This is a genomic window from Methylobacterium gnaphalii (assembly GCF_007992215.1).
Lineage (GTDB): Bacteria > Pseudomonadota > Alphaproteobacteria > Rhizobiales > Beijerinckiaceae > Methylobacterium > Methylobacterium gnaphalii.
In genome coordinates this window covers 29,940-55,687 of sequence record NZ_BJZV01000020.1, presented here as the reverse complement: position 1 = coordinate 55,687, position 25,748 = coordinate 29,940, and the positions used below count along the sequence as shown (strand labels likewise).

13 protein-coding genes are annotated in these 25,748 nt (G+C 67.5%); 10 read left to right on the top strand and 3 right to left on the bottom strand.

Features of this window, described 5'->3' with window-relative positions; all coding sequences use genetic code 11:
• Positions 1-9 precede the first annotated feature (9 nt).
• The 8 genes from MGN01_RS16845 (at position 10) to glgB (ending at position 19,066) form a co-directional block, all read left to right on the top strand.
• The gene (locus MGN01_RS16845; protein ID WP_147047990.1) at positions 10-1,227 is read left to right on the top strand and encodes a phosphopentomutase; all 1,218 of its coding nucleotides are present in this window, start codon (positions 10-12) and stop codon (positions 1,225-1,227) included.
• Between the two features lie 242 nt (positions 1,228-1,469).
• Positions 1,470-2,093 (top strand): TetR/AcrR family transcriptional regulator, encoded by a 624-nt coding sequence (locus MGN01_RS16840; protein WP_147047989.1) that lies wholly within the window; start codon positions 1,470-1,472, stop codon positions 2,091-2,093.
• 288 nt (positions 2,094-2,381) lie between these two features.
• Positions 2,382-2,861: a DUF2852 domain-containing protein gene (locus tag MGN01_RS16835; protein ID WP_147047988.1), complete on the top strand. Its 480-nt coding sequence runs from the start codon at positions 2,382-2,384 to the stop codon at positions 2,859-2,861.
• A gap of 218 nt (positions 2,862-3,079) precedes the next feature.
• Positions 3,080-4,885, top strand: a complete 1,806-nt coding sequence (treZ, locus tag MGN01_RS16830) for a malto-oligosyltrehalose trehalohydrolase (protein WP_147047987.1) — start codon at positions 3,080-3,082, stop codon at positions 4,883-4,885.
• On the top strand, positions 4,882-9,795 hold the full coding sequence (locus MGN01_RS16825) for a malto-oligosyltrehalose synthase (protein WP_147047986.1): 4,914 nt from the start codon (positions 4,882-4,884) through the stop codon (positions 9,793-9,795). The genes treZ and MGN01_RS16825 overlap by 4 nt, the downstream gene beginning before the upstream one ends.
• A gap of 55 nt (positions 9,796-9,850) precedes the next feature.
• Entirely contained in the window at positions 9,851-13,243 is a 3,393-nt protein-coding gene (locus tag MGN01_RS16820) for a maltotransferase domain-containing protein (RefSeq protein ID WP_147047985.1), read from the top strand.
• Between the two features lie 164 nt (positions 13,244-13,407).
• Positions 13,408-16,659, top strand: a complete 3,252-nt coding sequence (gene treS / locus MGN01_RS16815; RefSeq protein ID WP_147047984.1) for a maltose alpha-D-glucosyltransferase — start codon at positions 13,408-13,410, stop codon at positions 16,657-16,659.
• A gap of 16 nt (positions 16,660-16,675) precedes the next feature.
• Entirely contained in the window at positions 16,676-19,066 is a 2,391-nt protein-coding gene (gene glgB, locus MGN01_RS16810) for a 1,4-alpha-glucan branching protein GlgB (protein ID WP_147047983.1), read from the top strand.
• Positions 19,067-19,075: 9 nt separating this feature from the next.
• Here the strand turns inward: glgB and MGN01_RS16805 are convergent, their stop codons facing one another.
• Complete coding sequence (locus tag MGN01_RS16805; RefSeq protein ID WP_147047982.1) at positions 19,076-20,680, bottom strand: alpha-amylase family glycosyl hydrolase; 1,605 nt, start codon at positions 20,678-20,680, stop codon at positions 19,076-19,078.
• A 390-nt stretch (positions 20,681-21,070) separates the two neighbouring features.
• On the opposite strand from MGN01_RS16805, the gene MGN01_RS16800 reads away from it, so the two are divergent.
• The gene (locus MGN01_RS16800) at positions 21,071-23,611 is read left to right on the top strand and encodes a glycogen/starch/alpha-glucan phosphorylase (protein ID WP_147047981.1); all 2,541 of its coding nucleotides are present in this window, start codon (positions 21,071-21,073) and stop codon (positions 23,609-23,611) included.
• A gap of 60 nt (positions 23,612-23,671) precedes the next feature.
• On the opposite strand, the gene MGN01_RS16795 is transcribed toward MGN01_RS16800, so the two are convergent.
• Together MGN01_RS16795 and MGN01_RS16790 are read right to left on the bottom strand one after the other, a co-directional pair.
• Positions 23,672-24,616, bottom strand: a complete 945-nt coding sequence (locus MGN01_RS16795; RefSeq protein WP_147047980.1) for a ferredoxin reductase domain-containing protein — start codon at positions 24,614-24,616, stop codon at positions 23,672-23,674.
• Positions 24,617-24,662: 46 nt separating this feature from the next.
• The gene (locus tag MGN01_RS16790; protein WP_147047979.1) at positions 24,663-25,034 is read right to left on the bottom strand and encodes a hypothetical protein; all 372 of its coding nucleotides are present in this window, start codon (positions 25,032-25,034) and stop codon (positions 24,663-24,665) included.
• A 351-nt stretch (positions 25,035-25,385) separates the two neighbouring features.
• On the opposite strand from MGN01_RS16790, the gene MGN01_RS16785 reads away from it, so the two are divergent.
• Positions 25,386-25,748, top strand: a complete 363-nt coding sequence (locus MGN01_RS16785; protein WP_147047978.1) for a response regulator — start codon at positions 25,386-25,388, stop codon at positions 25,746-25,748.

Sequence of the window (25,748 nt, the reverse complement as noted above, 5' to 3'; positions counted from 1 at the left end):
CCGGCAGAGATGGCGCGCGCACTCCTGATCGTCCTCGATTCCGTCGGCATCGGCGGCGGCCCCGACGCCGCCCGCTACGGCGACGAGGGTGCCGACACGGTCGGTCATATCGCGGAGGCCTGCGCGCGGGGGCGGGGCGACCGCGAGGGCCTGCGCTCCGGCCCGTTGCGCCTGCCCAACCTCGCCGCGCTCGGGCTCGGCCTCGCTGCGGAGGGCGCCACCGGCCGCGTGCCGCCGGGACTGGCGCCGCCCGGCCCGGTCGAGGCAGCCTATGGCCACGCCGTCGAGACGGCGGCCGGCAAGGACACGCCGTCGGGCCATTGGGAGATCACCGGGCTGCCGATGCTGGAGGATTGGGGGCATTTCCCGGATACGCAGCCGGCCTTCCCGCCTGAGCTGACGCGGGCGCTGATCGAGCAGGCAGGGTTGCCGGGCATCCTCGGGGACCGCCACGCGTCGGGCATCACGATCATCGAGGAACTCGGACCCGAGCATGTCCGGACGGGCCGGCCGATCTGCTACACCTCCGCCGACAGCGTCTTCCAGATCGCCGCCCACGAAGAGATGTTCGGGCTGGATCGCCTCTACGAGGTCTGTCGCGTCGCGCGCGATATCTGCGATCGCTGGCGCGTCGGCCGCGTGATCGCGCGGCCCTTCACGGGCTCGGCTGACGATGAATTCCGCCGGACCCGGAATCGAAAGGATTTCGCGGTCGCGCCACCCGGCGACACACTGCTCGACCGGCTGACCAGCGCCGGCCGGGAGGTCGTGAGCGTTGGCAAGATCGGCGACATCTTCGCGCATCGCGGCACCGGGCGCGAGGTGAAGACGGCCGGGAACGCTGCCGGCGTCGATGCCGCACTGGCCGCGATGGCAACGCTGGAGGATGGCGGGTTCGTCTTCGTGAACCTCGTCGATTTCGACACCGAGCACGGCCACCGCCGCGACGTGCCGGGTTACGCCGCCGAACTCGAGGCCTTCGATACGCGCATCCCGGAGATCCGAGCGGCGCTCCGGCCGGGTGATCTCTGCATCGTCACCGCCGACCACGGCAACGATCCGACCTGGCACGGCACCGAGCATACCCGCGAGCAGGTGCCGGTCCTGGCTTTCGGGCCGGACGTGGTGGCGGGCCCGATCGGCCGGCGCGAAACCTTCGCCGATATCGGCGCCACGGTGGCCCAGCATCTCGGGATCGGGGTGGCGGGCGCTGGGCGGGCGTGGTGACGGCAGGTCGCTCCGGCGACCAGCCCGCCCGTTCATCCCCTCTGGCCGCCCGCGGGGAGAGGGGTGGGGCGGTGCGTGCGTGCCCCAGCAAGCTGGGGGCCGAACCCTTCGGATGCCGAAGAAATTGTCGACGTCTCGACAGAGATAGCTGATAGCTTTTGCCGCTGTCTTCCGGTGCAACCTCTTGCCCGAATCCAGCTTTTGCGAACGGGCATGTGCTGCAAGGGCAAGGAGAGGGCTTCGTGCGACCCTGGCGTGAGCGGCCGGAAGACCGGCGCAGCTACCACCACGGCAATCTGAAAGAGGCGCTGATCGAGGCGGCGCGCCGCTTCATCGCGGAACGCGGCGTCGGCGGCTTCACCCTGGTCGATGCCGCGCGTCTCGTCGGTGTGACGCCCGCGGCGCTCTACCGGCATTTCAGGGGGCGGGAGGCGCTGCTGGAGGAGGTCGCGGGCCGCGGCTTCAAGGATCTCGCGGACCGCTTGGCGCGGTCCCTCGGCGGGCGTGGCACACCGCTGGAGCGCTTCACCCGGATGGGCGAGGCCTACCTCGCCTTTGCCGAGGAGGAGCCCGGCTATTACGCGGCGATCTTCGATGTGCGCGCCGCGGATCCCAATCCCGACCGGCCGAACCCGTTCGACCTCCTGGTCGAGGCCCTGCGCGCGACCTTTCCGGAGGGGTTCGGCGGCGTCGATCCGCGCTTCGTCGCGCTGGAGGTCTGGGCGCTCTCGCACGGTATCGCCACGCTATCGGCCTCAGGTCAATTGCCGAAGAGCGGGCCGGACAAATACGAGCTGCTGCGGGCCGGCGTGCTCGCCCTGGTCCACGGCGCGGGCGCGCGCGTGCCTGGTGCGTCATCGAACTGACGCCGTTTTCGATCGGACCTGTCTGCAAGGGCATCTCCGCCATCATGGGAGAAGGCTGCCGCGACATGTACGGCGAGACAGTGCCCTCGCTGCCAGGTTCGGAGCGAATCCTGCCAACGTCCCGCTGCCCTCGCGACGGCGCGCCGTTCGGCCCGTTTTGCCGGAGGAGCAGGAAGACAGCACTGCATCCACTCCTTTGAGGAAAACGGCAGGACGCCGCACCTCTTGAAAGGCTGGGTGCGGCTCCGCATGTGAATGTTGTTCACATTCACATGCGGAGCTTAAGCTGTGAGCACGTCGTCTGCCTCTTCCCCCTGGTCGGGCGCCAGCGCCCGTCACTGCGGGCCATTCCCGCGCCGCTCGCTCGAGATCGGCGCCATCGTCCTCGGCTTCATCTACTGGTGGCCGCTGGCCCTTGCCTATGTTGCGTGGAAGGTCGCGGGTTACCCCGCGCTCGGCCAAATGCGTGAGTTTGCCCAGAGCGGTTCGTGGAGCCGTGGCTCCGGCGGCACGTCGCGGTTCGCCAAGGCCTTCGAGGCCGCGAAGGATTGCGGCGTGTACCGCTCCAGCACCGGCAACTTCGCCTTCGACGAGTATCGGAAGGCCGAGCTGGACCGGCTCGAGGCGCGTCGCCGCGCTCTGCAGGAAGAGAGCCGCGCCTTCACCGAGTTTGTTGAGGAGCTGAAGCGCGCCAAGGACCGCGAGCAGTTCGACGCCTACATGGCCAAGAAGCGCGCCGAGGGCGGTGGCCCGACCATCGACGCCTGATCCAGACGACAGACGAGTCCCGCGTTGGGCCTCTCGCCGGAAACGGCGGGAGGCCTTTTTGCATCTGCGAGATTTTCCTGGATTCGATGCTGCCCCGCGGTTGCCGGTGGCGCCACTCGCGTTACCTCCGCTGACGGAACCGGGTGGCGCGGCGGGCCTTTCCCATCGGACTCGAGGCCCAGCCGGGCGAATTCACCGACAACAAGGATAGCGGCCCGATGCGGCGCAGCCATGCAATGGCCTACGGCAGCGAGGTGACCGATGAGGGAGCCCGCTTCGCGCTCTGGGCGCCGAGCGCCGCGGATGTGGTTCTCACCGTTGATGGCAGCGACCATCCGCTTCCCGATGTCGGCGAAGGCTGGCGTCGTACCGTCGTGCCGGGCGTCAGGCCCGGCGCGCGCTACGGCTTCCGCATCGGCGGCGATCTCGTCGTTCCCGATCCGGCCTCCCGCTTCCAGCCCGACGACGTCTCGGGCCTCAGCGAGCTGATCGACCCCGCCGCCCATGTCTGGAGCGACGGCGACTGGACCGGCCGGCCCTGGGAAGAGGCGGTGATCTACGAGCTGCATGTCGGCACGGCGACGCCGGAGGGCACCTACGCGGCATTGGAGGCCAAGCTCGACGACCTCGTCGATCTCGGCATCACCGCCATCGAGCTGCTGCCGCTCGCCGACTTCAAGGGCACCCGCAACTGGGGCTACGATGGCGTGTTGCCCTACGCGCCGGATGCCGCCTATGGCCGCCCGGAAGACCTCAAGCGCCTGATCGACACCGCCCATGGCAAGGGCCTGATGGTGCTGATCGACTGCGTCTACAACCACTTCGGCCCGGCCGGGAACTATCTCCACGCCTACGCCAAGAGCTTCTTCACCGAGCGTCACCAGACGCCCTGGGGTGCCGGCATCAACTTCGACGGCCGGGAGAGTGGCCGCGTCGTGCGCGACTACTTCATCGAGAACGCGCTGTACTGGCTGGAGGAATACCATTTCGACGGCATCCGCTTCGATGCCGTGCACGCCATCCTCGACGATTCCGAGAAGCACTTCATCGGCGAGCTGGCCGAAACCATCCGGGCGCGCCTGCCCGGCCGCCACATCCACCTGATCCTCGAGAACGAGGCGAACCAGGCCCGCTGGCTGGAGCGCGACAGCGAGGGCCGGCCGATCCAGCACAGTGCGCAATGGGCGGACGACCTCCACCATTGCTGGCACGTGCTGCTGACCGGTGAAGACGCCGGCTACTACGAGAGCTTCGCGGACAAGCCGGTGGAGCACCTCGCGCGCTGCCTCGCCGAGGGCTTCGCCTACCAGGGCGAGCCCTTCAAGACGCTCGATAACCACCCCCGCGGCGAGCCCTCAGGCCACCTGCCGCCCTCGGCCTTCGTCACCTTCCTGCAGAACCACGACCAGGTCGGCAACCGTGCGCTCGGCGAGCGTCTGAGCCAGCTCGCCGATCCCGAGAAGCTCGCCCTGGCCCGCGCCGGGCTGCTGCTCGCGCCGCAGATCCCGATGCTCTGGATGGGCGAGGAATGGTCAGCCTCCGCGCCGTTCCTGTTCTTCGTCGACTTCGCGCCGGACGAGGAGCTGAACAAGGCGGTCCGCGAGGGCCGGCGCCGCGAGTTCAAGAGCTTCGCGGCCTTCGCCGACGACACCTCCGTGATCCCGGACCCGACCGAGGAGAAGACCTTCTTGGATTCCAAGATCGATTGGGAAGAGGCCGAGCGCGAACCCCACCGCCACGTCTGGGCCGACACCCGCAACCTCTTGCAGATCCGCCACCAGACCGTGGTGCCGCTGACCAAGTCCGGCTTCCGCGGAGCCGAGGCCACGATCCCCGCGCCGGGCATCGTCGACTGCACCTGGCGGTTCGAGGCCGGCACGCTGCGCTTCGTCGCCAATGTCGGTACCGACACCTATGATGCGCAGAGCAAGGGCGGCCAGGTGATCTGGTCGAGCACATCCTCGCGGCAATCGCTGCACCTGCCGCCCTGGACCGGCGTCTTCCTGGTTGGAGCGCCGGCATGAGCGACGCCCTGACCCGCCTCGCCGACCTCGTCGGCATCGCAAAGGGTTACACGGACGCCTTCGGCAACCCCGTCGAGACCTCCGAAGAGACCCGCGCCGGCATGCTCGCCGCCCTCGGCTTCGCCGTCGGCTCCGAGGACGAGATCGCCCATAGCCTCGCGGAAGTCGAAGAGGTACGGCTCGGCCTGATCCCGCCCCTGCTTCCGGCCGAGGCGCGGCGCGCGTTGCGCGTCCCGATCCGGGCCGAGGGCGCGTATGGATCGGTCACCTGGCGGCTCGTCGACGAACGCGGTCACGCCAGCGAGGGCCGCGCGAACCTGAGCTTCGGCGAGGGCGGCACGAGCTTCGAGCTGCCGCCGCTGACGCCCGGCTACCACCGACTCACCGCGACGCTCGGCGAGCGCCGGGCGCAGGCCTGGATCATCTCGGCGCCGCAGCGCTGCTGGCGCCCGCGCGCCTATGCGGAGGAGGGCGCCCGCGACTGGGGCCTCGCCGCGCAGCTCTACGGCCTGCGCTCGCCGCACAATCTCGGCATCGGCACCTTCGCCGATGCCGGCCGCGCCGCCGCCGATGCCGGCCTGCGCGGCGCGTCCTTCCTCGGCCTGAGCCCGGTCCACGCGCTGTTCCCGACCGACCGCGAGAAGATTTCGCCGTACTCGCCCTCGTCCCGGCTCTTCCTCGAGACGCTCTACATCGAGCCCGGCGCGCTCCCCGGCTTCGCGGGCAGCCGCGCCGAAGCGCTGCTCGACGAGATGCGCCCGCGCCTCGACGCGCTGCGCGACGCGACGCTCGTGGATCATGCCGGCATCTGGGAGGTGCTCTCACCCGTGCTCGAGGCGTTCTGGCTGGAATCGCCGGCGCGCAGAGGGGCCGATCCAGGCTTCGCGGCCTTCCGGGCGGAGGGTGGCGAAAATCTCGAATGTCACGCGATTTTCGAGACGCTGTCAGAGCATTTCAAGGCGCAGGGCGCGCATTGGCTCGGCGAATGGCCGGAGCCCTATCGCCGTGCCGGCACCGCGGAGGTGACGGCCTTCGCCGAGGCGAATGCCGAGCGGGTCAGCTACCATGTCTGGCTCCAGTACCTCGCCGACCACCAGCTGAAGCAGGCCTCCGAGGCGGCGCTCAAGGCCGGCATGCGGATCGGCCTCTACCGCGATCTCGCGGTGGGTGCCGACCGTGGCGGGTCGGAGATCTGGTCGCATCCCGAGCGCTTCGCCAACGGCGTCTCGATCGGCGCACCGCCGGATCTGCTCGCGCCGAAGGGCCAGGATTGGGGCCTGCCGGCCTTCCACCCGCTCGAATTGGAGCGCGACGGCCTCAGGGCGTTCCGCGATCTTGTCCGGGCGAACATGCGCCATGCCGGCGCCATTCGCATCGACCACGCCTTCCAGCTCGCGCGGCTCTTCCTGATTCCCGTCGGCCAGTCGGCACAGGCGGGCGCCTATGTGGCGATGCCGTTCGAGCCGATGCTGGCGGTGCTGCGGCTGGAGAGCCACCGCTCGAAATGCCTGGTGATCGCCGAGGATCTCGGCACAGCCCCCGAGGGATTCTCCGACGCCCTGATGGCGGCCGGTATCCTGAGCTACCGCATCCTCGCCTTCGAACGGCAGCACGGCGGCGCCTTCAAGCCGCCTGCCGATTATCCGCACGATGCGCTGACCGCGATCACCACGCACGACCTGCCGACTTTTCTCGGCTGGTGGCGCGGGGTCGATACCGACACGCGCCAGTCCCTCGGTCTCTACGATTCCGACCGGGCCGATTCCGAGCGCGCCGATCGCGTGACCGAGCGCCGCCGTCTGTCCGAGGCGCTCTACTCCGAACAACTCCTGCCAAGCGCCGAACCGGCCGATGCCGCTCCGTTCGAGGCAGCGGCGCGCTTCCTTGCCCGCGCTCCCTCGATTCTGACGGCGGTGCAGTACGAGGACGTCGTCTCGGAGCTCGCTCAGGCCAACGTGCCGGGCTCGACCGAGGGGCATCCCAACTGGCGGCGTAAGCTCGACCGCACGCTGGAAGCCATCGCTGCCCCTGGCGGACCGCTCGCCAAGCTCGCAGCGTCGCTTGCGGGCGAGGATCGCGGACCGCGCTCGGGCGCCGGCCGGCTAAACTCGCCGCCGCCCCGGGCGACCTACCGGCTGCAGTTCCACGAGGGCTTCACCTTCGCGCAGGCCGAGGCGATCGTCCCCTATCTCGCGCGTTTCGGCATCAGCCACGTCTATGCCTCGCCGCTGCAGCGTGCGCGGCCCGGCTCGACCCATGGCTACGACATCGTCGACCACTCTCAGATCAATCCGGAGATCGGTGGCGAGGAGGGTTTCATCGCCTTCTCCGACGCGCTGAAGGCGAATGGGCTCAAACTCCTCGTCGACATCGTGCCGAACCACATGGGCGTCGGCGGTGCCGACAATCCGTGGTGGCTTTCCGTGCTCGAATGGGGCGGCCTCTCCCCCTTCGCGCATGCCTTCGACATCGACTGGGAACGGCTCGGCGCGAACGGCAAGCTCGTGATCCCCTTCCTGGGCGAGCGCTACGGCGAAGCCCTGGAGAAGGGCACGCTGGAATTGAAGTTCGATGAGGCCAGGGGCGCCTTCAGTGTCTGGCATTACGAGCACGAATTCCCGATCTGCCCGCTCTCCTACCCGGCGATCCTGAACCGGGCGCTCGCCGCCCTCGGCGAGGTCGGCGACGACCCTTCGGCCGATGTGCTCGAAGTCTCCGAGCGCCTGCGCGGCATGGGCGAGGAGACGAACCCCGAGCGTCGCAAGGCCCTGCCGGCCGAGGCCGAGGGTCTGAAGGCGGATCTCGCCGACGCGGTGCGTGCCTCGCCGCAGATCGCCGCGGCGATCTACCGTGCGCTTCACCTGCTCAACGGCAACAAGGACTATCCCGACTCCTTCGGCCCCCTGCACCGCCTCCTGGAGAGCCAGTCGTACCGGCTCGCTCATTGGCGGATTGCGTCGAGCGACATCAACTACCGTCGCTTCTTCGACGTAAATTCGCTCGCGGGCCTGCGCGTCGAGAAATCGGACATCTTCCAGAAATCGCACGCCCTGCTGTTCCGGCTGGTGAGCGAGGGTCGCATCGACGGCCTGCGCATCGACCATATCGATGGCCTCGCCGATCCGCTCGGCTATGCTCGTGCCCTGCAATCAGCAGTCGGTCCCGGCTTCTACGTCGTCGTCGAAAAGATCCTGGAGCCGGGCGAAAAGCTGCGGCCGTGGCCCGTCGCAGGCACCACCGGCTACGACGTGTTGAACCAGATCGACGGCCTGTTCGTCGACCGGGCGCTCAAGCCGCGCATCCAGAAGTTCTATCAATGGGCAACCGGCTTCGACGAGCCCTACAAGTTCCAGCTGCGCCGAGCCAAGGCCGAGATCCTGGAGACGAGTTTCGCCAGCGAACTCGAAGTCCTCACCGGTGACCTCAAGGCCATTGCCGATGCCGATCGACGCACACGCGACTTCTCCCTCAACGCCATCCGCCGTGCGCTGATCGAGATCATCGCCCGCTTCCCGACCTATCGCTCCTACCTGCCGTCCGATCTCGACGACAGTGATGTCGACCAGGAGGATATCGACCTTGTCGAGCAGACCGTGCGCAAGGCCAAGCGCTGGAGCGCTCTGCCCGACCGCTCGGTCCACGATTTTGCGGCGGACGCGCTGCTCGGCCGCATCGATACCAGGGGGCCGGGCGGCCCCGAGCCGCGGGTGATCCTGCGCTTCCGCCGCCGCTTCCAGCAGCTCACCGGGCCGGTCATGGCCAAGAGCCTGGAAGACACGTTGTTCTACCGGTTCAGTGCGTTGCTGGCGCTGAACGAGGTCGGTGGCGATCCGGGCGAGTACGGTATCGCGCTGTCGCACTTCCATGCGCTCCAGGCTGCCCGCGCCCGCGACTGGCCAAACGCCATGATCACCACGGCGACGCACGACACCAAGCGCGGCGAGGATGCGCGCTCGCGCCAGCTCGCCCTGTCGGAGCTGCCGGAGGAATGGGCGCGCGCCTGGGATGCCTGGCGCCGCGCCGCCGAACCGCATCTCGCCACCATCGAGGACGAGCCTGCGCCGGACCGCAACGACCAGTGGATGTTCCTGCAGGCGATCCTCGGGGCCTGGCCGCTCGAATTGCTGGAGGGGGATGACCCGGAGGCGATCGAGGATTTCCGCAAGCGGCTCGATGCCTATGCCGAGAAGGCGCTGCGGGAGGCCAAGCGCTTTTCCAGCTGGGTCAATGTCGACGAGGCCTATGAGGGCGCGGTCCACGCGCTCTTCGAAAAGCTGATCGCACCAGGCTCGGACTTCCTCGCACGCGTGCGTCCCTTCGCGAAGAAGCTCGCGCATCTGGGCATGATCGCCGGGCTCGGCCGCTCGGTGCTCAAGGCGACGCTGCCGGGCATCCCGGACGTCTACCAGGGCACCGAGTTCTGGGACTTTTCCTTCGTCGATCCCGATAACCGCCGGCCGGTCGATTACGGTGCGCGAGCGGAGGCCGTCTCCGCGGATGTCGCGCCGGCCAGCCTGCTCGCCCAGTGGCCTGACGGCCGGGTCAAGCAGGCGACGCTGGCGCGGCTGCTGGCGGATCGGGCCGCGCGCCCGTCCTTCTACGCCGACGCGGACTACCAGGCGCTGGAGGCCACGGGCGAGCGGGCAGACCACGTCGTCGCCTTCCTCCGCTCCGTCGACGGTGGCGGCGAGGGCGACCTGCTGGTAGCCGTGCCGCGCCTCGTTGCACGGCTTCTGGGCGACGCGGTCTGGTCCGGCAGCGCCTTCCGAGGCACGGGTCTCACGGTGCCCGAGGGCAGCCGCTGGACCGACCTGTTGACGGGCGCCGGCCATACCGACGAGGGCGGCCGGCTCGATCTCGGCACGCTGTTCGAAGCGCTGCCCTTTGCCGTGCTCAGACGAACCGCCTGAGCCCCACCGACTTACCCATGGGACGACGCGCGGGACCGCGCGAGGGAGGCCGACCATGAACGCACCGACGACGAAGGGCACCCAGGCGGGCGCCGCGACGCGGACCGACGCGGGAACCGTCGCCCTGCCGGCCGCTCTCGCACCGCGCGCCCAGGGGCCGCGAATCTACAACCTGTTTCCGCTCCTCGTCGGCACGGTCTCGGCCTGGACGGCAGAGATCCCGCGCATTGCCGGCCTCGGCTTCGACTGGATCTACCTGAACCCCTTCCACCAGACCGGTGGGTCGCGCAGCCTTTACGCGGTGCAGGACCCGGACAGGCTCGACGAGCGCTTCCGCGATCAGGACGGCACCTCGGACGACGAGCAGATCGCCCGGTTCTGCCGCGCCGCAGAGGCGCAAGGCGTCGGGGTGATGACCGACCTCGTCATCAACCACACCGCCGACAATGCCCGCCTACTGCACGAGCGGCCGGACCTGTTCCTGCGCGACGGTGAGGGACGGCCGGTCAGCCCCGGCGCCGTCGATCCGGACGACCCGTCGAAGAAAACCGTCTGGGGCGACCTGATCGAACTCGACTACCATTCCGATCACGCTCGCCATGCGCTGACCGGCATCTTCGACGCCTATATCGCCCGACTGCAGGGCCTCGGGGTGCGCGGCTTCCGGTGCGATGCCGCCTACAAGGTGCCGGCCGATGTCTGGCGTGCGCTGATCGCCTCGGCCAAGAAGCGCGAGCCGGACACGTTGTTCGCGGCCGAGACCCTCGGCTGCACCTTCGAGGAGGCGCAGTCCACCGCCGGCGCCGGCTTTGACTACCTGTTCAACTCGTTCGCCTGGTGGGACCTCAAGGCGCCCTGGGCGCTGGAGCAATACGACCGGCTGCGGGTCATCGCGCCCTCGATCGCCTTCCCCGAGAACCACGATATGCAGCGCCTCGCCGCCGACATCCCCGGCGATGCGGGCGCGATCGCAGCGCGGCTGAAGACGCGCTACGCGCTCTCGGCCTTCTTCTCGGCGGGCGTGCTGATGCCGATCGGCTACGAGTGGGGCTATCGCCGCGCGCTCCACGTCGTCGACACCACGCCCGGCTCGCGCGAGCACGATACGGGCATCGACATCTCGGCTTCGATCAAGGCGATCAACGCGCTGAAGGCCGAACTGCCCTCGGCCAATGTCGAGGGTTTCCAGGCGCGGGTCTCCTCGCCCGACGCCCCTTATGTCGCGCTGTTTCGCACCGATACCGGCCACCCGGCCTCGGCGACCCACGGAACGCTGGTGCTCTACAATCCCGGCAGCCATCCTGTGCCGGTCGATGCCGGCCGGCTGATCGCCCGCACCGGCGGCCGGCTCGGCCCCTTCGTCGATCGCACGCCCGAGGCCGACCCGATCGCCTTCCATCCGGGCGCGGGCATCGACCTGCTGCCGGGCGAGTTGCGCATTCTCGCCGCCGATGCGCCGAAGGAGAAATCCGCACCGCAGCCGACCAAGCCCGACGGCGCGGGCCGCGTTGTGATCGAGGCCGTGACGCCCGAGATCGACGGCGGCCGCTCGGCGGCGAAGCGGGTCGTCGGCGAGTCGGTGCGGGTGGAAGCCGATATCTTCTCCGACGGCCACGAGATCATCGACGCGGCGATCCTCTCGCGCATCGTCGGCGAGAGCACCTGGCGGCGCGACCCGATGGTCTTCGTCGACAACGACCGCTGGGCCGGTCATTTCCCGTTGGAGCGCAACGCCCGCTACGAATTCACCATCGAGGCCTGGCGTGATGGATTCTCGTCCTGGGTGCGCGATACGCTCAAGAAGCGCGATGCCGGCGTCGACGTTCGCCTGGAGACGATCGAGGGCGTCGCCCTCGTCCAGGTGGCCGCCGATCTCGCGACCGGTCGCGACAAGGAGCGGCTATCGGCCCTCGTCTCGGCCCTCGGCGCAGAGCCCGAGGGGTCGCCGGCAATCCTCGCCAAGATCCTCGCGCCCGAGGCGAGCGCGCTGATCCGGCGCAACGCCGAGCGTGTGAACCTCTCGCGCTATCCCATGACGATCCCTGTGATCGCCGACCGCCTCGCGGCGCGGTTCTCGGCCTGGTACGAGATCTTTCCGCGCTCGCAATCCGGCGATCCGAACCGGCACGGCACGTTCCAGGACGTGATCCGGCGCCTGCCTCGCATCCGCCAGCTCGGCTTCGACGTCCTCTACTTCACGCCGATCCACCCGATCGGGCGCACCAACCGCAAGGGCAAGAACAACACCCTCAAGGCAGAGCCCGGCGATGTCGGCTCGGTCTACGCGGTCGGCGCGGCCGAGGGCGGCCACGAGGCGGTGCATCCCGAGCTCGGCACGCTCGCGGATTTCCGCCAACTCGTCGCGGCGAGCCACGCCCACGGCATGGAGATCGCGCTCGACTTCGCGATCCAGTGCTCACCGGACCATCCCTGGATCAAGCAGCACCCGGAATGGTTCGAGTGGCGCCCCGACGGCACGCTGAAATTCGCCGAGAACCCGCCGAAGAAGTACGAGGACATCTCGAACGTCCACTTCTACGGCGGCGCGCTGCCCTCGCTCTGGATCGAGCTGCGCGACATCGTGATGGGCTGGTGCGCGATGGGCGTGCGCATCTTCCGCGTCGACAACCCGCACACCAAGCCAATTCCGTTCTGGGAGTGGATGCTGCGCGAGGTGAACGCGCGCTATCCCGACGCGATCTTCCTCGCCGAGGCGTTCACCCGGCCGAAGATGATGAAGAAGCTCGCCAAGGCCGGTTACCAGCAGAGCTACACCTACTTCACCTGGCGCAACACGAAGCAGGAGTTGATCGACTACGCACTCGAGCTGGCCGGCGAGATGGGCGAGTATTACCGCCCGAACTTCTTCGCCAATACGCCGGACATCAACCCGTACTACCTGCAGACCAGCGGGCGGCCGGGCTTCGTCGTGCGCGCGACACTCGCGGCGACGCTCTCCTCCGTCTACGGCATCTACAATGGCTTCGAACTCTGCGAGGCGGCGCCGTATCCCGGCAAGGAAGAGTACCTGAACTCCGAGAAATACGAGCTGAAGGCCTGGGACGAAGACCGACCCGGAAACATCCGCGAGCACATCATCAAGCTCAACCGGATCAGGCAGGACAACCCGGCGCTGCAGGACTTCCGCAACGTGGTCTTCACGGGCGCCGACAACGGCAACATCATCGCCTACGCCAAGATGACGCCCGACCGCGACAACTGCGTGTTCACGATGGTGAACCTCGATCCGAAGAACCGCCAGGAATGCTCCTACGAGATCCCGCTCTGGCTGTTCGGTCTGCCGGATGACGGTGCGCTGGAGGTCGAGGACCTGCTCGAAGGCTACAAGTTCGAGTTGCGGGGCCGCGGCCACCGCATCGCCCTCGATCCGGCCGAGCGCTCCTGCGTGATCTGGCGCCTCAGGTTGCCGCAGCGGGTTGCGCAATGACAGCGGGCGTGTAACCCGGTTGCCCCGCGGCGACGCGCAGTCCCCCGGGGCCTGCGTCGCCGCCAAGACATGCGGCAGATGCCGCGCCGCCTTCGCGCCCGGTCCCCGATCCGGGCTGGAAGGTCGTCAGAGATGCCCTCGAACCGAGACTGAGGCAGCGACGGATGATCGATCGCAGTGATCCCCAATGGTACCGCGACGCCATCATCTACCAGATCCACGTCAAGTCGTTCTTCGACTCGAACAATGACGGGATCGGTGACTTTGAGGGCCTGACCCAGCGGCTCGACTACGTGCGCGATCTCGGCGTGACCGCGATCTGGGTGATGCCGTTCTATCCGTCCCCGCTGCGCGACGACGGCTACGACATCGCCGACTACGAGGGCATCAATCCGTCCTACGGGACGATGGAGGATTTCCGGAAGTTCGTGGACGCGGCCCACGAGCGCGGCCTGCGCGTCATCACCGAGCTCGTCATCAACCACACCTCGGACCAGCATCCCTGGTTCCAGGCGGCCCGCGAGGCCCCTCCCGGCTCACCGGAGCGCGACTTCTACGTCTGGTCGGATACCGACGAGCCCTACGGCGATACGCGCATCATCTTCCTCGACACCGAGACCTCGAACTGGACCTGGGATCCGGTCGCCAAGCAGTATTTCTGGCACCGTTTCTACAGCCACCAGCCGGACCTGAACTTCGACAATCCGAAGGTGCTGGAGGCCGTCATCGAGACGATGCGCTACTGGCTCGACATGGGCGTCGACGGGTTGCGGCTCGACGCGATCCCCTACCTCGTCGAGCGCGAGGGCACGAATTGCGAGAACCTTCACGAGACCCACACGGTCATCAAGAAGATCCGCGCCGCGCTCGATGCCGAATACCCCGACCGGATGCTGCTGGCCGAGGCCAACCAGTGGCCGGAGGAGACCGCGCAATATTTCGGCAACGGCGACGAATGCCACATGGCGTTCCACTTCCCGCTGATGCCGCGCATGTACATGGCGATCGCCCGCGAGGACCGGCATCCGATCACCGACATCATGCGCCAGACGCCGGAGATTCCGGACGGCTGCCAATGGGCGATCTTCCTGCGCAACCATGACGAGCTGACGCTCGAGATGGTGACCGCAGAGGAGCGCGATTACCTCTGGTCCTTCTACGCCGCGGAGCGCCGCGCCCGCATCAATCTCGGCATCCGCCGCCGCCTTGCGCCGCTGCTGGAGAATGACCGCCGCAAGATCGAGCTGATGAAGTCCCTCGTCCTGTCGATGCCCGGTACGCCGGTGCTCTATTACGGCGACGAGATCGGCATGGGCGACAACATCTATCTCGGCGACCGCGACGGCGTGCGCACGCCGATGCAGTGGTCGCCGGACCGTAACGGCGGCTTCTCGCGGGCCAACCCGCAACGGCTGTTCCTGCCCTCGATCCAGGACCCGATCTACGGCTTCGACGCGATCAACGTCGAGGCACAGACGCAGGCGCAGACCTCGCTGCTGAACTGGACGCGGCGCATGATCGCGATCCGCAACAATTCCGTGGCGCTGGGCCGCGGCGCCATTCAGTTCCTCTACCCGTCGAACCGCAAGGTGCTGGCCTGGCTGCGCGAGTTCGAGGACGAGCGCATCCTCTGCGTCGCCAACCTCTCGCGCGCACCGCAGGCGGTTCAGCTCGACCTTTCGGATCTGCGCGGCGCCATTCCGGTGGAGCTGACAGGCGGTTCCGAATTCCCGGCCATCGGCGATCTGCCCTACCTGCTGACCCTGCCGGCCTACGGCTTCTATTGGTTCTCGCTGAGCTACGCCGATACCGGCGAGGTCGGCCCGCAGCCGCTGGCGCCCGAATTGTTCACACTGGTCCTCACCGGCGGTATCGAGACGTTGATGGCCGGCCGCGAGCGCACCGCCTTCGAGCGCACCGTGATCCCGCCCTTCCTGGCGGCCCGCCGTTGGTTCGGCGCGAAGGGCTCGCGCATCAAGAGCGTGCACGTCGCCGATTGCGCGACGCTGGAGGTTAAGGGCGAGGCGCGCTTCCTGCTGCCGCAGCTCGATGTCCAGCTCTCGAACGGCGAGCGGCAATCGTATTTCGCCCCGGTCGGCGTCGACGAAGGCCGCGAGGACGAGAACCTGATGGACCATGCGGTGGCGCGTGTCCGGCGCGGGCCGCGTACCGGCCTGCTCTACGGCGCCATCGCCTCGTCGGAATTCGCGATCTCACTGGTCGACGGCATGCGCGACGGCCGCGAGATCCAGACCGAGCGCGGCGAGCTCGTTTTCTCGGCCACCGCGGCTTTCGATCGCGAGGTCGTCTTCGAGGCCGATGAGGTGCGTCACCTCTCCGCCGAGCAAAGCAACACCTCCATTGCCCTCGGCTCGAAGGCGATGCTGAAGATCCTGCGCCGGCTGCAGGCGGGCACCCACCCCGAGGTCGAGGTCGGGCGCTTCCTCACCGAGCAAGCGCACTTCCCGAACACGCCGCAGCTGCTCGGTACGCTGGAGCATGTCGACGAGAACGGCGTGCGCACGGCGCTGGCCGTGCTGCAGAGCTTCGTCCGCAACCAGGGCGATGCCTGGACGCTGATGCTCGAAGGCCTGCGCCGCGATTTCGATATCGTGGTGCTTGCCCCTGAGAGCGAGGCGCCGACCCCCGAGGAGGCCTTTAAGGATCACCTGCGTTGGGCCGAGCTTCTCGGACGCCGCACGGCGGAGATGCACAAGGCTCTGGCCATCGAGACCGACGATCCGGCCTTCGCGGCCGAGCCATTCGCCGAGGACGACCTCGCCACGCTCGTTGCGGATGCACAGGCTCAGGCCAAGCGCGCTTTCGACGGCCTCGCCTCGATCGCCGCCTGGACCCAGGGACCCGCGAGCCAGGCCTTGGCGAGTCGCCGCGCCGAGGTGGAAGCGCTGATCGAAGAGCTGTCCGATCGGCCCCCGATCGGCGCGTACAAGACGCGCATCCACGGCGACTACCATCTCGGGCAGGTGCTCACCTCCGAGGGCGATCTCGTCATCATCGATTTCGAGGGCGAACCGTCCCGTCCGGTCGACGTGCGCCGGGCGAAGTCGACGCCGATGCGCGACGTTGCCGGCATGCTGCGCTCCTTCGCCTACGGCGCGGAGACGGTCGTGCGCGAGATCTCGGCTCGCTTCGGCGACAGCGAGGAGCGCGCCCGTAATGCGGCCATCGCCTGGCGCGGCATGATCGATGCCTCGTTCCTCGAAGGCTATGCCAACGGCGTCGCGGGTAGCCGCGCTGCGGTCTCCGACGGCCCGACTTCCGAGCGGCTGCTCAGACTGAGCCTTATCACGAAGGCGCTGTACGAGGTCGATTACGAGATCAACAACCGCCCGGATTGGATCGAAATCCCCGCGCGCGGGGTTCTCAACATTCTGGACGAAGCCAAGCGTTCGTGAAGGGAGAGGTCACTGGATGACGGATGCCGACGAGAAGCTCGCGACCAAGGTTGCCACCTCGGTGAGCACCACCCGGCCCGCGGATGGAGCGTCTCGTGACGTCGGCTCCAGGACTGGCGCAACGCCAGCCGGCACGGAGACGGTGAAGGCGCCTCAGGCGCGCGATGCGCTGGCGGGCACGGCGCCGGTCGCGCCGCCTGCCGGCGGGACAGGACGCGGTTCGACGCTCCATCCCGACGCGATCGCCGCCGTGATGGGCGCCAATCACGGCGACCCCTTCGCCATCCTCGGTCCGCACAAGGTTGCCGAGGGCCGCTGGGAAATCCGGGCGATCCTGCCGGAGGCCAAGAGTGCGACCCTGCTTGTCGGTGGCCGGCGTGTGCCCTTCGAGAAGCTGCATCCGGACGGGTTCTTCGTGGCCTCGATCGAGAGCCCCGGCCGGCCGCTCTACGAATTGGCCATCGAGCTTTGGGATGGCAGCGAGCGCAACCGCTACGACCCCTACAGCTTCGGCTCGAGCCTTAATCAGCACGACATCGACGCGCTGCGCGAGATCGGCAGCAATGTTACCTATCGCGTCCTCGGCGCGCACCAGCTCCGTCAGGACGGCACTGACGGATTCCGCTTCGCGGTCTGGGCACCGAACGCGCGCAAGGTCAGCGTCGTCGGCGATTTCAACGAGTGGGACGGCCGCCGGCACCCGATGCGGCTCTGGCAGAATGGCGGCGTCTGGGAGCTGTTCATCCCGGGCCTCAAGTCGGGGCAGTGCTACAAATACGAGATCCGAGGCCCAGACGGCTCGCTCCTGCCTCTCAAGGCCGATCCCGTCGCTTTCCGCGCCCAGCATCCGCCGGAGACGGCCTCCGTTCTCCAGGGCGGCGATGAGCCGGTCTGGCACGACAAGGCCTGGATGGCTTCACGCGGCGAGCGCGATCCGCGCCACGTCGCCATGTCGATCTACGAGGTCCATATGGGCTCGTGGATGCGGGTGCCGGAGGAAGGCAACCGCTACCTCACCTATAAGGAACTCGGCGAGCGCCTGATCCCCTACGTCAAGGAACTGGGCTTCACGCATATCGAGATGCTGCCGGTTACCGAGTTCCCGTTCGACGGGTCGTGGGGCTACCAGGCCGTCTCCCTCTTCGCGCCAACGAGCCGCTTCGGGACGCCGGACGAGTTCGTGGAATTCGTCAACACCGCGCACGAGGCCGGCATCGGCGTTCTGCTCGACTGGGTGCCGGGGCACTTCCCGCTCGACGCCCACGCGCACGGCCTGTTCGACGGCACGCATCTCTACGAGCATGCCGATCCCCGCCAGGGCTTCCACCAGGATTGGGGCACCTACATCTACAATTTCGGCCGCAGCGAGGTTTCAACCTTCCTCGCCGCCAATGCCCGCTTCTGGCTGGAGCACTACCACCTCGACGGCCTGCGCGTGGATGCCGTCGCCTCGATGCTCTACCTCGACTATTCCCGTCGCGCCGGCGAGTGGATCCCGAACCAGTACGGCGGCAACGAGAACCTCGACGCCATCCACTTCCTGAGGAAGACCAACGAGGCGACCTACAGCCACGCGCCGGGCACGATCACGGTCGCGGAAGAGTCGACCTCTTGGCCGGGCGTCTCACACCCGACCTATACCGGCGGCCTCGGCTTCGGCTTCAAGTGGAACATGGGGTGGATGCACGACACCCTGAAGTACATCTCGGAAGATCCGATCCACCGGCGCTACCACCACCACAACCTGACCTTCGGGCTGCTCTACGCGTTCAGCGAAAACTTCATCCTGCCGCTCTCGCACGACGAGGTCGTACACGGGAAAGGCTCGCTGCTTGGCAAGATGCCCGGGGACCACTGGCAAAAATTCGCGAACTTGCGCGCCTATTTCGGCTTCATGTGGGGGCATCCCGGCAAGAAGCTGCTCTTCATGGGCGGCGAGTTCGGGCAGGAGCGCGAGTGGAACCACAACCAGTCGCTCGACTGGCACCTGCTCGACGCCCCGCATCACCGCGGGGTCAAGGATCTGGTCCACGACCTCAACCATGCCTACCGGGCGACGCCAGCGCTCTACGAGCGCGACTTCGAGCCGGCTGGCTTCCAGTGGCTGGTGGCGGACGACCAGGACAACAGCGTCATCGCCTGGGCCCGCAAGGGCAAGGAAGATGGTGCCGTGGCCATCGTGGTCTCGAACTTCACGCCGATCCCGCGCGAGAACTACCGTATCGGCGTGCCGGCGGGCGGTTACTACCGCGAGGCGATCAACTCGGATTCGGAACGCTACGGCGGCTCGAACGTCGGCAACCACGGCGGCCTGCATGCGGAGCAGCAGGAGAGCCACGGCCAGGGGCATTCCCTGAGCCTCACGCTGCCGCCGCTTGCGACATTGATCCTCGTGCGTGAGGGCTGACCGACCGGCTTAGCCGGCAATCACGGGGGCAAGGATCACGCCCTCGTTCGGGCCGAGTTCGAGGCTGCCTGCCTCGCGAGCGCCCGAGCGCCCCGACCGGCTCGACAGCAGGACCGTCCAGGTCGTGCCGTCGGGCAACGCGTGCCGCTGTGATCGGTCACCGAAGTTCAGGGCGATGCGCAAGCAGGCGTCGTCCTTGAACCGTTCGTAGATGAACAGATTTCCGGCAAGCTCGTCTGCCAACGACACCGTCCGGTAGCTGCCAGTCGAGAGCGGGGCATGATCCCGGCGCAGCCACAGCAGGCGCCGATATAGCGTGAGGATCGAGCCGGAATCGTCGCGCAGCTCGTCGACGTTGCGGCGACCGGCATCGGTACTGAGCGGCAGCCAGGGCTCGACGGTTGAGAAGCCGGCCTGCGGCGCATCCTCCCACTGCATCGGCGTGCGTTCCGGATCGCGGCCATGGCCGGGCTCGTTGCGCTCCCAGGGATCCTGCGCGCGCTCCGGCGGGATCGCGATCTTGTTGAGCCCGATCTCGTCACCGTAATAGAGGGTAGGCGTCCCGCGCAGCGTCAGCAGCAGCATCGCGGCGATGCGCGCCTGTGCCTCCCCAACGCGGGCGGCGATGCGGGGCTGGTCGTGGTTGCCGAGCACCCAGTTCGGCCATCCGCCATCGGGCAGCGCCGCCTCATACTCCTCGACGAGGCCCGCCACCGAGTCCGCCTGCCAGGGCGTGCTCAGGAGCTGGAAGTTGAAGGGCAGGTCGGCGCCGGTGAGGTTCTCGCCGTAATAGGCGACGAGCCGCTCGATCGGCAGGTAGATCTCGCCGATCAGCACGCGCTCGCCATGCTCGCGCAGCACAGCCCGCATCCCGGCGACGATGTCGAACACCTCCGGCCGATCGCAGGAATAGACCTGATCGAACCGGTTGATCTCGGGCAGGTCCGGCACGAAGGCCGGGTTGAGCGGGTTGTCGCGGAAGCCTTCGTCCTTGATCAGGTGCCAGATCACGTCGACCCGAAACCCATCGACGCCGCGCAGCAGCCAGAAGCGCAGCACGTCGTGCATCGCCTCCCGCACCGCCGGGTTGCGCCAGTTCAGATCGGGCTGCTCGCTGAGGAAGGCGTGGTAGTAGTACTGCCCGGTCGCCGCGTCGCGGGTCCAGGCAGGACCGCCGAAATTCGAGAGCCAGTTGTTCGGAGGGCCACCATCGGGCGCGGGGTCGCGCCAGATGTACCAGTCGCGCTTTGCGCTCTCCCGCGAGGCACGGCTCTCGGCAAACCACGGATGCGCGATCGAGGTATGGTTCGGGACGAAATCGAGGATGACCCTGAGCTTGCGCCGATGCGCCTCCGCGACCAGCGCGTCGAAATCCTCGAGTGTGCCGAAGAGCGGATCGACGCCGCAATAATCCGATACGTCGTAGCCGAAATCGGCCATGGGCGAGGGATAGAACGGCGAGATCCAGATCGCGTCGACGCCGAGCCAGGCGAGGTAATCCAGCCGCGACGTGATCCCGCGCAGGTCGCCGACGCCGTCGCCGTTGCTGTCCTGGAACGAGCGTGGATAGATCTGGTAGACAGTGCCGCTCTTCCACCAGACCGTGTCGGACATCAGGATTTCCCCGGCCAATCGTCGTGCTGCACAGGCCAAGCTTAGCCGCAGTCAGCGATCAAAGCGAGACATCGAATCAGCGCCGGAATAACCGTTCCTTTGCCGTATCTGGACGGAACACCTAGGATGTTTGCTCGTTCAGGAAGGCTTCAAGAGGATTTCGGCACGGTCCGTGCGTCGTCGCTGCGGCGCGGTTTGTGTCGACTGGGACACAGATGAGCAGGCAAAGCATTTGCTGCCTGGGCGTTGACCATGCCGAAGTCTCGACAGATCGACATTGCTGGAGACACCATGCCGGACCAAGCCCCCGGAGCCGATCAGCGTCGAAAGAAGCGCGTGGAGCATCCGGGATCCGGTCGAACTCCGGTGGCGACGAAGGGGGACCCGAAAATGCTCAACGAAGCTGAGGCTAGCCACGTGCCATCCGCAGACGCGGAGGCTGCCGCGTCGTCCTCCGCCAAGTTCGCGAGAGAGTCTGCCGCGACGCGCGCGCGCGCGATGGACAAGCTCTTCAACGGCGATGCCGTGGTCGAGCTGCGCGAGGCCATCCGGGCGAAGCTCGTCTACGCGCTCGGCAAGACGCCGGAGAGCGCCCGCGACCGTGACTGGTTCGCCGCGACCGCCCTGGCTCTGCGCGACCGGATCGTCGATGCCTGCCACGGCGGCACCAGCGGCAAGATTCCGGAGAAGCGGGTCTATTATCTCTCGCTGGAATTTCTGATCGGCCGGCTCCTGTCGGACGCCATGAACAATCTGCGCCTCGTCGAGGTGACCAAGGCTGCCCTCAAGGATCTCGGCGTCGAGCTGACCGAGGTCGAGGAGGCGGAGCCCGACGCGGCGCTCGGCAATGGCGGCCTCGGCCGTCTCGCGGCCTGCTTCATGGAGAGCATGGCCAGCCTGTCGATCCCCGCGATCGGCTACGGCATCCGCTACGACCACGGCATCTTCCGGCAGTCGCTGGAGGATGGCTGGCAGCGTGAGGCGCCCGAGACCTGGCTTGCCGAGGGCAACCCCTGGGAATTCCCGCGCCCGGAATCGACCTATCGCATCGGCTTCGGTGGGCATGTCACCATGTCGGCCAGCGGCGATCAGATCCGTCGCCAATGGCAGCCGGCCGAGACCGTCAACGCGGTCGCCTACGACATCCCCGTGGTCGGCTGGCGCGGCCGGCATGTGAACCAGCTCCGCCTCTGGAAGGCAGAGGCCGACGCGCCCGTGGAGCTCGCTCGCTTCAATCACGGCGACCATGTCGGCGCCGTGGCCGGCCGTGCCCGGGCCGAGTCGATTTCCCGCGTTCTCTATCCGAGCGACTCCTCGCCCGAGGGGCAGGAACTGCGCCTGCGCCAGGAGTATTTCTTCACCTCGGCCTCGCTGCAGGACCTCGTGCGTCGGCATCTCAACGAGCGGGGTGACCTTCGCTCGCTGCCGGACCACGCTGCGATCCAGCTCAACGACACGCACCCGGCCATCGCGGTGCCCGAGCTGATGCGCATCCTCATGGAGGAGCACGATTTCACCTATGACGATGCCTGGCACGTCACGACGAACACGCTCGGCTACACCAATCACACCCTGCTACCCGAGGCGCTGGAGACTTGGCCTGTCGAGCTCATGGAGCGGCTGCTGCCGCGCCATATGCAGATCATCTACCTGATCAATTGGATGCACCTCGAGGAGCAGGCCAAGCAGGGCAAGGGCGATGCCGCTCACGTCGCCGCCGTCTCGCTCATCGACGAGTCCCACGGCAAGCGCGTGCGGATGGGGCATCTCGCCTTCCACGGCTCGCGCCGCGTCAATGGCGTGTCGGCCCTGCACAGCGATCTGCTCAAGACCACGCTGTTCAAGCCGCTCCACGAACTCGAGCCGGAGAAGATCGTCAACAAGACCAATGGCATCACCTTCCGCCGCTGGCTGCACAACGCCAATCCCGAGCTGACGCAACTTGCCGTCGAGACGGTCGGTGAGGGCGTTCTCGACGATCCCGAACTGCTGATCGGGCTCGCAGACCATGCCGACGATCCGGATTTCCGGCAGCGCTACGCGGCCGTGCGCCGGGCGCGGAAGCGCAGGCTCGCCCAGGTCATCGTCGAGCGCACCGGCATCGCGGTCGATCCTGCCGCCTTGTTCGATGTGCAGATCAAGCGCATCCACGAATACAAGCGGCAGCTCCTGAACCTGGTCGAGACCGTTGCGCTCTACCAAGCGATCAAGGAGGCCCCGCACAAGGATTGGACGCCGCGCGTCAAGATCTTCGGCGGCAAGGCAGCGCCGAGCTACGTCCAGGCCAAGCTGATCATCAAGCTCGCCAACGATATAGGCCGGACCATCAACGACGATCCAGACGTCGCCGGCCGCCTGAAGCTGGTCTTCCTGCCGAACTATTCGGTGAGCCTCGCCGAGGCGATCATCCCGGCGGCCGACCTCTCCGAGCAGATCTCGACGGCCGGCATGGAGGCCTCGGGCACCGGCAACATGAAGCTGGCGCTCAATGGTGCGCTTACCGTCGGCACGCTTGACGGCGCCAATATCGAGATCCGGGACCATGTCGGAGCCGACAACATCTTCATCTTCGGCCTCGATGCAGCCGGCGTGCAGGAGCGCGTGACCCAGCATGCCTACGCCCAGCGGGCGATCGCGGCGTCGCCGCGGCTGGCAGCTGCGCTCGACGCCATCGGTTCGGGCCTGTTCTCGCCGGATGAGCGTGGCCGCTACGGAGGACTGGTCGACGGGCTGCGCTATCACGACCCCTACCTGCTCACCGTCGATTTCGACGATTACTGGCGGGTCCAGCGCGAGATCGACGCGGCCTGGAAGCGTCCGGCGACGTGGTGGCGCACTGCGATCCTCAACACGGCGCGCATGGCGTGGTTCTCGTCGGACCGCTCGATGCGCGAATATGCCGAGGAGATCTGGCGGGTGAAGGTGGCCTGAGGGCGTTTCGCTTCCAACAAACGGGCCCGCCTCGATGCAGAGGCGGGCCTTTTTGATTCGTTAGAGCGTCGGATCGAGCGGGATCGTGTAGCAGCGGGCGCCCACACTCGCCGCGAGCACTTCCACGGCGCCCACGGTGGCGGCGCGGCCGGAAACGTGCACCGCGTCGTTGGCTCGCAGCATCGGGATATGCGCCGTGAGCGGTCCCGGCCGCACGTCCGGCGGGCGCTGCCGGTTGCGGTCCGCGACCGTGACGATCCGGGAGACGCCCGTGGCCGTCAGCCAGTCGAGGGCAGGGCGCATATAGAGGTCGAGGGGGTCGCGCGCGCCGACGACGAGGGTCTGCTCACGGGCGGGCTCGATGTAGCGCGCAGCGCGCGCAATGGCCCAGATGCCGGCAAAACCCGCTTCGTCTGCCACCAGCACCAGGCGGCCGCCGCCGGGCCGGTACTGACCACGGCCGACCGGGCCTTGAACCTTGACCGGCTTACCGAGTTCGAGTTCGCCCGCGAAAGAGCCCGCCACGACGCCGGCTTCCACGCCGAGATGGAAGACCAGCTCGTTTAGCTCGGCCGCACCGTCGACACGCAGCGACGGCGTCAGCGTGACCGGGTGCCAGCCGTTGAGCGTCAACACGACCTGATGGCCGGGCTGGTAGGGCAGGGGATTGGTCAGCGTGACCACCGCCTGCACCACGCCCGGGCAGAGCCGGGTAATCTCGGTGATGCTGCCGCTGCGCTTCAGCGATTCCTGGGTCGGCTCAGGCTCGCCCGGCGCCTGCAGCGGATTGGCTGCGGGCATTTTGAGACGCACCGGCTCGGCGCGCTGGGCGCGAGGCTCGGCACGGCGCCCGGCCGGTGCAGCGCCCTGACCAAGCATGGCGGTGCCGTGCAGGCCCTGGGCCTGTGAGATCATGCCGTCCGAGACGGCGTCGTCGAGTGCCGTGTCTCCCGTGGAGACGCGCACCGACTTGCCGTTGACGACGAGTGAGCAACGGGCGCTCATGGCCGTCTCCCGTATCGATGAATGGCGATGACGCGGGTTTCGCGCGTCAGGCGGGAGCGTGCAGAAGCCGGTCGACCAGGGTGGCCCAGCGATCGCGAACGGCGCGCGCCTCGGCACCGAGGGTCTCGTCGGCCTCGTCGACACCGAGACAGGCACGCAGGGAGGCGTTCTCGCTGCGCTCGGCATGAAGCACCGCTTTCAGCAGCATCATCTCGGCCCGCAGGCGCTTGATGTCCGAGGACGCCGCCTCGGCTGGCTCGTTGACGGCCATCTCGGGCTCTTCAGCGATCGGCCGCGAGGCGCTGGTAACAGCTGCCTGCGCAGCCGGAGCCGCATGGAGGCGGATCGGGCGTGCGATCAGGCGCCGAACGACGTCGGAGCCTTGTCCGTTTCTCGTCCGCCGCGCCGCCTCGGCCATCGCCTGTCTCCGCAAACCGTTCGCAGACCGCTCGAAAAGCGATCCTCGTGTCTCCACAGGACTTTGAGACGACATGGTTAAGGGAGCTTTAAACCGATCGTCGAGATACAGCCTCATCCGTTCGTGGTAGCAGAGATCCAACAAAGCGGCGCTGATTTTGCGAAGCTGATTTTCGCTTAAATTGTATCGTTGACGACAGTCCAGCCAAGCTGCAATCTCGGTTTCGCAGGCTGCTTCGCGAGACCTGAGCCCCGGTTCACTTCACGGGTCTCACTCGGCACTAGCCTGTCATGTTCCCGAGTACACGGTCATCTTTGGCTTGGCGCATCTACATGCGCCTGGGAGCTTTCCATGCTGCAGGGAAGACGCGTTCTCATCGTCGAGGACGAGGCGCTGCTCGCGATCGAATTGTCCGACATCGTGGAGGGGAGCCGCGGCTACGTCGTCGGCCCGTTCAGGACCAATCAGGACGCATTGCGCTTGTTGGACAGTGAAACCGTCGACGCCGCAATCCTCGACCTCAACCTCGCTGACGGCGAGGCGACACCGACGGCCGAGCGGCTCGCCGCGGCGGGCGTACCTGTCCTCGTCTGTACGGCCGGAACCTTGCCACGGGCGATGAAGCTGCAATGGCCGGACATTCCGATCCATCGCAAGCCAGTGAGGGCGGAGCGGTTGGTCGACACCCTGCGCAATCTCTGCGCTTCGCCTTAG